This window comes from Nocardia sp. NPDC052254 (assembly GCF_040679495.1).
Lineage (GTDB): Bacteria > Actinomycetota > Actinomycetes > Mycobacteriales > Mycobacteriaceae > Nocardia.
The window spans coordinates 193,543-203,238 of the sequence record NZ_JBFAUW010000010.1 but is presented as its reverse complement, the minus strand read 5'-3'; the positions used below and the strand labels follow the sequence as shown (position 1 = coordinate 203,238).

The window sequence follows — 9,696 nt, the reverse complement described above, 5'->3', positions numbered from 1 at the left end:
GCAGCGGCAGCAGCGGCAGCAGCGGCAGCAGCGGCAGCAGCGGCAGCAGCGGCAGCAGCGGCAGCAGCGGCAGCAGCGGCAGCAGCGGCAGCAGCGGCAGCAGCGGCGGCAGCGGCGGCGGCAGCGGCGAGCGGCAGCGGCGGCAGCGGCGAGCGGCAGCGGCGAGCGGAATGTGGGCGTAGATGATCCTGGGAACCAGCTCACCGGCCCGCGCGGCCGCGAGCGCCTGCTCGACATCGGTGCGCTGTTCCGCATCGGATGTGCGGATGACGACGCCGAGGGCACCGCCCATACCGTCGAGCCCCGTTGCGACAGCGTGCGCGCCTCGAGCGGGGCCGGATTCCCGGAGGCGACCCATACACGGCCCGATGCGCGGCCTCGACCGGATCACGGCGCGCGAGCCGGCCACGCGCGCCATGGTCAGCGGAGCAGCGTTCCACCGCGACAAGTGCGAACTGGTCGAACAGATATTCGCCGAGGCGATGGTGGAGATGGCCGACGTCACGGCCATGTCGAGCGAACGTCTGGCCGGACAGAGCGCGAGGGGATTCGTCCCCGGCATCGTCGGGGCGATGTCCGTTCGAACGATCGTGGGGTGGCTCGACACCGATCGGCCGAGCCCGCCGCAGGAGAGTGCCGCCGCGGCTGCGCAGCTGATCCAGGCCGTGCCGGCAGCGGTTTGCGGCGATGACGACCGCCCATGACATACCGTCGTGTCGTGCTCGATATTCCCCGCCTGCGCGCCGATATCCCCGCCTACGCCGATCCGGCCGGCCTGTCACCGGTCTTTCTCGACAGTGCCGGATCCTCCCTCCCGCCACAGGTCGTGGCCGACACCATCACCGCCCATCTGCGCCGCGAGGGCGAGATCGGCGGATATCGCGCGGCCAATGAGCGGCTCGACGATCTCGCGGGGGTGAAATCCGCCATCGGCACGCTGATCGGTGCCGATTCCTCCTCGATCGCCCTCAGCGACAGCGCTTCTCGTTCCTGGTCGGACTTCTTCTACGCCGTCCCATTGCGCCCCGGCGACCGGATCCTCATCTCCGGTTCGGACTACGCCAGCAATGCCATCGCCGCCCTGCAGCGAGCCCGCGCCACCGGAGCCACCGTCGAAGCGATCCCGAGCGATGCCACCGGCCGGATCGATCTCGAGGCCCTGGCCGAGCTGCTCGACGACCGCGTGAAGGTGGTGTCGCTGCTGCACGCACCGACCAATGGCGGCCTGGTCAATCCGGTGGCCGACGTCACCCGGATCGCACATCGGGTGGGTGCGCTGGTGCTGCTGGACGCGTGCCAGTCGGCCGGTCAGCTCCCCATAGATGTCACGGAGCTGGGTGTCGACGCGATGTCGGCCACCGGGCGGAAATGGCTGCGTGGACCGCGTGGCACCGGATTCCTCTACGTCCGGCCGGAGATCTGCCGGGAGCTGGAACCCAGCCGCCTCGATCTGCACAGTGCCGCCTGGACCGGACCGCAGGATTACCGGATCGCCGCCGACGCCACCCGATTCGAATTCTGGGAATGCGATGTGGCGGCACGGCTGGGATTGGGTGCGGCCGTGCGCTATCTGCTGGATCTGGGGCCGGACAACGTCTTCGCCGCGGTCGCCGCCAATGCCCGCTATCTGCGCGAACACCTGCCCGGCGTGCGCGGAGCCACCGTGCGCGATCTGGGCACCGAGCATTCGGGCATCGTCTCGTTCACGATCGAGGGAATCGATCCGGTCGAGATTCGCGATCGGCTCCGCGAATCGGATATCACCGTGACGGTGAGTCATCGCGGTTCGACGCTGCTGGACATGTCGGCCCGCCACCTCGATGCCGTGGTTCGCGCCTCACCGCACTGCTTCGTCACCACCGCCGAACTCGACCGCTTCCTCGATGCGGTCGAGCGGCTGGCTCATACGAACTGAGCGCGGCGCCTACCGCGCGACGGCCTCTTCCACAACATCCACGGGATACCTGGTCCCCAGCGGCGCCCGGTCGCCGTAGACGAAGTTCGCCACCAGATCATCGGCGACCCGGGCCAGCTCATCGCGCCCCTCCACCGCGCCGCACCAGTCCAGCGGGAGCTCGGTGAGTCCATGGCAGGCGCCCAGCAGATTGCCGGCCACCGCGCCCGTGGAGTCGGAATCACCGGAATGGTTGACCGACAACAACAGTGCGCGGCGCGGGTCACCGGACCGGTCGGCCTCCAGTGCGCAGTAGACGGCGACGGCCAGGCATTCCTCGGCCACCCAGCCCTCGCCGACCGTCTCGACGCCTTCGGAGGTCGCCGGGCCGGCTTCGGCGGTCGCCACGGCCCGCCGCAGCGCCGCCGCGGTCTCCGCTCCGCCGGGAGAGTTCTCCACCTGAACAATGCTGTCGCGTACCGCGGTTCGCAGATCGATTCCGGTGACCACCCGATCGATGAGTGCGGCGAAGGCGCCGGCGGCCGCGGATCCGGTGGGGTGGCCGTGCGTGAGCTGGGCACAGCGCGCGGCCAGTTCGAAGGCACCCTCGGGACCCAGCGCCGCCAATCCGAAAGGCGCCGAACGCATCACGGTGCCGCAACCCTTGGAGTCGGGATTCACCGAGCCTGGTGTGCCGAACGGCTGCGGCGGAATGTACTGCGCCGTCTGCCGATTCAGCCCGCCCATACAGGCGTTGCCCGGTGCGCGCACCGCGTACAGATACGGCAGACTCGACAGCCAGCCGTCGGACCGCGGACCGGGCCCCGATTCCCGCTGAGTCTGCAACCAGCGAAGATAGGCGCGTCGCAGCACCGGTACCGGGTCGGCGCCCGGCGCGCACCGCAACAGTCCCTCGGCCGTGAACAACGTCATCTGCGTATCGTCGGTGATGTGCTTGGGCGCGGGATCGCTTGCCGCCGGAGCGAAATCGGTGAGCCCGTCCGGCCCGAACCGATCGCGGATCTGCTCCAGTTTCAGAAATTCGATCGGCCACCCGAGTGCGTCACCAACCGCCCCACCCAGCAGCACACCGCGATATCTGTCGAAGATCATCGTATGGTCCCGCACAAGCGAATCATCGCAGAAGATCATGTGATCCCGCAGGCTGACCGGAACACCACAGCCAGATCGCACGGCGACAACCGATTTCGAAAGCACATGGGTGACTCACCGGGTACCGGCCGACAGAACCACCCTCGCACCGCCGGTCACCGACGCAACCCCCGAACCTGAACCAGGCCGAGATTCCCGGAGTGGTGGGTCAGTGCAGTTGGTTCTGAGCGGTTTCCAGCCCCACGCGCAACAGCAGTTCCACCGCGTCGGCGGTCTGTTCGACCAGGACCGGAACCTCTTTGCGTTCGGCGGCGGCAAAGGGTTTCAATACGAAATCGGCCGGATCCTGGCGCCCGGGCGGGCGGCCCACGCCGAAGCGCACCCGCAGATAGTCCTTGGTGGACAACGCATTAGAAATCGAGCGCAGCCCGTTGTGGCCGCCCTCGCCACCACCGCGTTTGAGCCGGATACTGCCGAACGGCAGATCGAGTTCGTCGTGCACGACGATGACCTCGGTGGGCACAACCGAGAAGAACCGCGCGAGCGCCGCGACCGGCCGGCCGGACAGGTTCATATAGCTACGCGGCTTGGCCAGCAGGATCTTGCGGCCGTCGAGCCGGGCCTCGAGCAGATCGGCACCCGACTTCTTGTGCACGGAAAACCGGCCGCCGATGCGCTCGGCGAGCACATCGGCGACCAGGAAACCGGCATTGTGACGCGTGCGCTCGTATTCGGTCCCGGGATTACCCAGGCCCACAACGAGTGCGGGCGCGTTCGAATCCGTCATCGAAACGATGGCGTGGCGCGAATTATTCGGCGCTCTCTGCCTCGGCCTCGGCTTCACCCTCGGTGGCCTCGGTGGCCTCGGCGGCCGGGGCGACGATGATGTTGACGATCAGCTGCTCCGGGTCACCGGCCAGGGTGGTGCCCTTGGGCAGCGCGATCTCACCGGCGGTGATCTGGGTGCCCGCCTCGATGCCCGCGACGGAGACCTCGATGGATTCGGGCAGCTTCAGCGCGTCGGCCTCGACCGACAGGGTGGTGGTCTCCTGGGTGACCAGGGTGCCGGGGGCGGCGTCGCCGGACAGCGCGACCGGCACGTCCACGACGACCTTCTCGCCACGCTTGACGATCAACAGGTCGGCGTGCTCGATGTAGCGGCGGATCGGGTGCACGACCACGGACTTGGTCATGGCCAGCTGCTTCTTGCCGTCGATCTGCAGGTCCACGATGGCGTTGGTGCCGTGCTCACGCAGGATGGCGGCGAAGGCCTGGGCGTTCACCGCCACATGCGTCGGCGCCGAGCCGTGGCCGTACAGGACAGCGGGAACGTTGCCGTCACGGCGGGTACGTCGTGCGGCGCCCTTGCCGAATTCGGTGCGGGTCGTGGCTTCGAGAACGCTGACGTCGGACATGACTGGAATACTCTCCTACGGCTTTCCGGGGCGGACGGTGTGCTGGCCAGATGCCATCCGTATTCGGACCATCTGGCGAAAGGGTCTGCTTGTCGGGAGACGACCACACGACAACGACCGGAAGCCGAGCCGCGTCGATCACGGTGTGCACTGGGTGCCACACCCTCGCCGAGACAACCCGAGAACAATAGCATGTGACCGAAACCGCCCCGTGCAACCCCCCGATACGGTAATGCGGTCCCGGAGTCAGGCCGATTCGGCCCGGAAATTCGCGGCGTAGCAGTCGACATACCGGCGGCCCGAGCGCATGGCCAGTTCGACCATCAGATCATCGGTCGCCGCCCGCACCGCGGCCCGGCCGACCGGCTCGAACCGGCGCGGCGGACCGAACACGATGCGCACCTTGCCGAACCGCAGCAGCCGCGCACCGCGCCGATCCACCCGATCGGTGCCGGTCAACGCCACCGGGACGACCGGCGCACCGGTCCGCACGGCAACCCGGACGACGCCGGTCCGCCCGCGATAGACCCGGCCGTCCGGCGATCGGGTGCCCTCGGGATGAATCCCCCACACGCCACCGGACGCCAGAATTCCGACCGCCGCGGCCAGGGCGTCGGCGGCGGCCGAACCGCCCGTCCGGTCCACGCGCACCTGGCCCGTCGCCGTCATCACCCACCGATTCAACCGGCCACGCCACCCTCGCTCGTCGAAATACTGACTCTTGGCCAGGAAGGTGATCCGGCGGGGCAGGACCAGCGCCAGGTACAGCGAGTCGATCGCGGCGAGGTGATTGGCGGCGATGATCACCGGCCCCTCATCCGGAATATTGTGCAACCCTTCGACTTTCGGGCGGCCCAATATTCGCAGTACGGGACCGATCAGGATGAATTTCAAAATCCAATACCACATACCACTCCTCCACGAACCCTTGTAGACAGTGTCTACCCATGCTAGTAGACACTGTCTACTCAACGCATCCGCGGATCGGCACAGGAAGAGGCGGACCCGGAACACGTGCCGATCTCCGCCGCGACTGATGCGGCGCGCCACTCCGATTCACCCGAGGTGCGTCCACACCGCTCCTGGGCGCGACAATGTGTGGCATGGGTGTGGACGAACCGGTGCGAGAACGGCTGGTCAGCGTGGGGGTGGCCATGCTGGAACAGGTCGGGGCGGCACAGCTGGGACTGCGCGCCATCGCCCGCGAAGCGGGGGTCTCCCATGGTGCGCCGCGGCGCTATTTCCCGACCCACAACGCATTGCTGGCCGGGATCGCGGTGCGCGGATTCGCGGATCTGAGTGCGCGTTTCGCCGCACACGATCACGAACCACCTCGGGTGCGCATCGACCGGATGGCCACCGAGTACATCGACTTCGCGGGCCGGCGACCGGAGATGTTCACCCTGATGTTCCGGCACGACCTGTTGCAGGGATCGGGGGAGAATCTGCGTCGCAGGACGTTGCCGATCTATCGATCCTGGGTGGACCTCGTCGCCGAATGCGCCCCCGACCGTCCGGCGGAGCGCGCCTTCGGCCTGTGGACGAATATGCACGGCATCGCCACACTGGTCGCCAATCGCAGCGTCGAACTGATCGCCCCCGGGATCGGTCTGGACGCACTGGTACGCGACACCGTCGCACTGCACATGTCGGCCTGAGAAGGTCCCGGACTCCGGCCAGGGTCCGCGACCGGGCCGGCTGGCCGGCACGCCTGTGACCGGGCGCTTTCCCGTCCGAGACGGAGATCCCGGCGCGGGCCGGATTCACCGGTTCCCGTATTCTGATGCTTTGCACTCATCCCGCGAAGAGGAGCCGATCGGTGAATTCCCCCGCAGCCAGCACGACCACATCCGGGCGGGTGGCGCAGGAGGCGGAACGGCGGCGCACCTTCGCGGTGATCTCCCACCCCGACGCGGGTAAATCGACACTCACCGAAGCGCTGGCACTGCACGCCAAGATGATTTCCGAAGCCGGTGCCATTCACGGGAAATCCGGCCGCAAATCCACGGTCTCGGACTGGATGGAAATGGAGAAGGCGCGCGGTATCTCGGTCAGCTCCACCGCGCTGCAGTTCGAATACGGCGAGTGCGTGATCAATCTGGTCGACACCCCCGGCCACTCGGATTTCTCCGAGGACACCTACCGAGTGCTGACCGCCGTCGATGCCGCGGTCATGCTGATCGACGCGGCCAAGGGCCTGGAGCCGCAGACGCTCAAACTGTTCCAGGTGTGCCGTCATCGTGGCATTCCGGTGATCACCGTGATCAACAAATGGGACCGGCCCGGGCGCGCACCGCTGGAACTGCTCGACGAGATCAGCGAGCGCATCGGCCTGACCCCCACTCCCCTGTTCCTGCCGGTCGGTATCGCGGGCGATTTCCGGGGCCTGCTGCGCCGCGGCGACGAGGGCACCGCGACCGAGTACATCCATTTCACCCGCACCGCCGGTGGTGCCACCATCGCTCCCGAGGAGTCCTTCGCTCCCGAGCAGGCGGCCGCGCGTGAGGGTGAGCCGTGGGACACCGCCGCCGAGGAGAGCGAACTGCTCTCGGCCACCGGCCAGGACCACGATCAGGAACTGTTCCTCGCCGGGCAGACCTCACCGGTGATCTACGCCTCGGCGATGCTGAACTTCGGTGTGCGCCAGATCTTGGACACGCTGGTGTCGCTGGCTCCGCCGCCCGCCGGGCGCGCCGACATCGCCGGCACCGAGCGGGAACCTGCCGATCCGTTCAGCGCGGTGGTGTTCAAGGTGCAGGCGGGTATGGATGCCGCCCATCGCGACCGGCTGGCGTTCATGCGCATCGTGTCGGGTGAATTCGAACGCGGCATGGTGGTCACCCACGCCCAGACCGGCAGGCCGTTCGCGACCAAATACGCGCTCACGGTCTTCGGCCGGGAACGCGCGACCGTCGACACCGCCTATCCGGGCGATGTGGTCGGCCTGGTCAATGCCACCGCCCTGGCTCCCGGGCACACCCTGTTCGTCGACAAGAAGGTGGAGTTCCCGCCCATCCCGTCCTTCGCGCCGGAACATTTCGCCACCCTGCGCGCCCGCAGTGCGGGGAAGTACAAGCAGTTCCGCAAGGCCATCGACCAGCTCGATTCCGAAGGTGTCGTGCAGGTGCTGCGCAACGATGTCCGCGGTGACGCCTCTCCCGTCCTGGCCGCGGTCGGCCCGATGCAGTTCGAGGTGGTCACCGCCCGGATGCAGGCCGAATTCAATGTCGAGACGCAACTGGACTTCCTGCCCTATCAGCTGGCCCGGCGCACCGACGCGGAATCGGCGCCGGAACTGGATCGCCAGCGCGGAGTCGAGGTCTTCACCCGCACCGACGGCGTGATTCTGGCTCTGTTCAGTGACAAGTGGCGGCTGCAGTACATCCAGAAGGAGATGTCGGAACTCACCCTGGAACCGCTGGTCGCGACCGCGGACTGACGAGCCGGGCCGCCTTCGGACCGCCGGCCAACCAAGTACCGGCCGAACACCCTCACGCATCGAAAACCCTGATGGTTTTCGGCCCGCCTCGATTTTGGACCGACGGAGCGAAGGAGCGCAGCGACTGAGCGGAGGAGGGAAAAATCGAGGCCCAAAGGGCCGAAAACCCGCGTCGGCGAAGCCGACGCCAACAACTCAGCCGATCGCCTCGTCGGGCTCTTCCTCGCGCCCACCGGGGATGTCCTCGATATCGGAGACCACGGCCGGGATGTCGGGGACCGTTCCCGGCTCGCCCGTGATCACACCCCACCGGCTCGCGGTCAGCCGCAGGCTCGGCAGGTCCGACAGCGACAGCACCACCTCGTAGGTCCGCTCGTACCCGGTGTGGGCGATCCGCCAGCGGCCGTCGTCGCAGCGCACATATCGGTCGTTGTAGAAGGCCGCCCCGCGCAACAGCATGTTGTGGCCGGGGATGAGGACGGTATCGGCCAGATACCAGGTCCCCGTCGCCGCGTCGCCGTCGACATCGATTTCGGGGTGGTCGCACCGGTGTTCGGTGATGACATGCGGACCCAGGGTATTGCGCATGAACGCCAGGAACGCGTCACGCGATTCGAACTGCAGGTACTCGCTGTAAGTCGCCGTCGCCTCCGGGATCATCGTGTCGGCGAAGTCTTCCCACGACTTGGTGTCGAGTGCGCGCAGGTACCGGAATTTCAGCCGGCTGATCGCGGAGACCGCATCGGAATCCATACATCAACAATCCCACCGGATCCGGCTAATCTGCGCAGATCGGAAAATCTGTATCGGATCGCTATACAGCGTTCACCGGTGCGGCCGGATCAGGAACCGTTGATGGTGAAGCAGGTCTTGCAGAAGTCTTCGCCGAATTCGGTGAGGCGCAGGCTCTTTCGCACGATCTTGGGGACCCGGCCGGCCTGTTTGAGCGCCGATTCCACGATCGGCTGGACCTCGAGCACCATATAACGGCTCAGCACCACCGGATCGTCGGATGTGGTCAGCAGACCGAGCCTGGTCAGGTTGATCAAATACAGCCGCGACCGGTCCGGATACCGCACACCGGCCTGTTCGGGTACGGAGGTCAGATCGCCCGCGACGAGCTCCGAGCCGATTCCGAGCGGCCGGTTGGTACGCACGTCGACCGACGGCTGCGGGCCGTTGATGGCCATGAATCGCAGAATGCGGGCCTCGTCGGAGGCGAGCTGATCGAGGATGCGGTCGTAGGCGGGATGCACTTCCTCGGTGAAGTACACATCGGCCGACCGGGCGAGCAGATTGTCACCGCGACGGCGCAGATCGACCAGGCTGGCCGAGCGGACCAGCCCACCGCTCGCGGGCGGCGGCGGATGCCCGTTGGTGGGTACGTAACTGACGATCTCGCGGACCGACCCCTCGGTCACGCCGAGCACACTGCGGGCGACGGACTGCAGTGCGGCACCGGTGCGTTCGGCGATCTCGGTGGAGGATTCGCCGTCCAGCGCGGCCTGTGCGATCTGCTTGGTGACCTCGAAACCCGTACCGACCGCCCACTGCCCGCCGCGGACCGCGGTACCCGCCGCCAGCCCCGCTGCCCGGAAGACGCCGCGGATCATGCGGGCTTCGTTGCTGATCTGCCGCTTCTCCACATCCGAGCTGCGTTCCACAGCACGGGAACCGGGTCGGACCACATCCTGTCCGGTCCTGTCGTCTGTCACGTCCGTCTCCGAGTATCGCCAGGTGAACGAATCCGCCCACATATCCCTACCGCGCCATGAGCACCGACACCCCGTACAGCGTCTGCGGCATGAATGTGGTTCCGGTCATTCTTGCGGCCA

Annotated in this window: 10 protein-coding genes and 1 pseudogene; 4 read left to right on the top strand and 7 right to left on the bottom strand. The window is 67.2% G+C overall.

Annotated elements, in window-relative coordinates:
• Positions 1–358 (bottom strand): annotated as a pseudogene (locus AB0L57_RS24170) (hypothetical protein); the annotation flags it as partial.
• A 10-nt stretch (positions 359–368) separates the two neighbouring features.
• Between AB0L57_RS24170 and AB0L57_RS24165 the strand changes: the two are divergent.
• Both AB0L57_RS24165 and AB0L57_RS24160 read left to right on the top strand, forming a co-directional pair.
• Positions 369–704, top strand: coding sequence for a hypothetical protein (locus AB0L57_RS24165; protein WP_364966240.1), 336 nt, complete (start codon positions 369–371; stop codon positions 702–704).
• Positions 705–727: 23 nt separating this feature from the next.
• Positions 728–1,915, top strand: coding sequence for an aminotransferase class V-fold PLP-dependent enzyme (locus tag AB0L57_RS24160; RefSeq protein ID WP_364966521.1), 1,188 nt, complete (start codon positions 728–730; stop codon positions 1,913–1,915).
• Positions 1,916–1,924: 9 nt separating this feature from the next.
• Here the strand turns inward: AB0L57_RS24160 and AB0L57_RS24155 are convergent, their stop codons facing one another.
• The 4 genes from AB0L57_RS24155 to AB0L57_RS24140 form a co-directional block, all read right to left on the bottom strand.
• Positions 1,925–3,007 (bottom strand): ADP-ribosylglycohydrolase family protein, encoded by a 1,083-nt coding sequence (locus AB0L57_RS24155; RefSeq protein WP_364966237.1) that lies wholly within the window; start codon positions 3,005–3,007, stop codon positions 1,925–1,927.
• A 208-nt stretch (positions 3,008–3,215) separates the two neighbouring features.
• A complete protein-coding gene (gene pth / locus AB0L57_RS24150; protein ID WP_364966234.1) occupies positions 3,216–3,794 on the bottom strand; it encodes an aminoacyl-tRNA hydrolase in 579 nt (192 codons plus the stop codon).
• Between the two features lie 22 nt (positions 3,795–3,816).
• Positions 3,817–4,422, bottom strand: coding sequence for a 50S ribosomal protein L25/general stress protein Ctc (locus tag AB0L57_RS24145; RefSeq protein WP_364966231.1), 606 nt, complete (start codon positions 4,420–4,422; stop codon positions 3,817–3,819).
• A gap of 246 nt (positions 4,423–4,668) precedes the next feature.
• Positions 4,669–5,331 carry a lysophospholipid acyltransferase family protein gene (locus AB0L57_RS24140; RefSeq protein ID WP_364966228.1) on the bottom strand — a complete coding sequence of 221 codons (663 nt, stop codon included), beginning with the start codon at positions 5,329–5,331 and terminating at the stop codon, positions 4,669–4,671.
• Between the two features lie 194 nt (positions 5,332–5,525).
• Here AB0L57_RS24140 and AB0L57_RS24135 point away from each other — a divergent pair, with 194 nt between their 5' ends.
• Positions 5,526–6,080, top strand: a complete 555-nt coding sequence (locus AB0L57_RS24135) for a TetR/AcrR family transcriptional regulator (protein WP_364966225.1) — start codon at positions 5,526–5,528, stop codon at positions 6,078–6,080.
• Between the two features lie 125 nt (positions 6,081–6,205).
• Positions 6,206–7,861, top strand: coding sequence for a peptide chain release factor 3 (locus AB0L57_RS24130; protein ID WP_364966222.1), 1,656 nt, complete (start codon positions 6,206–6,208; stop codon positions 7,859–7,861).
• Between the two features lie 195 nt (positions 7,862–8,056).
• On the opposite strand, the gene AB0L57_RS24125 is transcribed toward AB0L57_RS24130, so the two are convergent.
• Positions 8,057–8,614 (bottom strand): nuclear transport factor 2 family protein, encoded by a 558-nt coding sequence (locus tag AB0L57_RS24125; RefSeq protein WP_364966219.1) that lies wholly within the window; start codon positions 8,612–8,614, stop codon positions 8,057–8,059.
• 89 nt (positions 8,615–8,703) lie between these two features.
• Positions 8,704–9,576 (bottom strand): DUF4393 domain-containing protein, encoded by an 873-nt coding sequence (locus AB0L57_RS24120; protein WP_364966216.1) that lies wholly within the window; start codon positions 9,574–9,576, stop codon positions 8,704–8,706.
• Positions 9,577–9,696 lie beyond the last annotated feature (120 nt).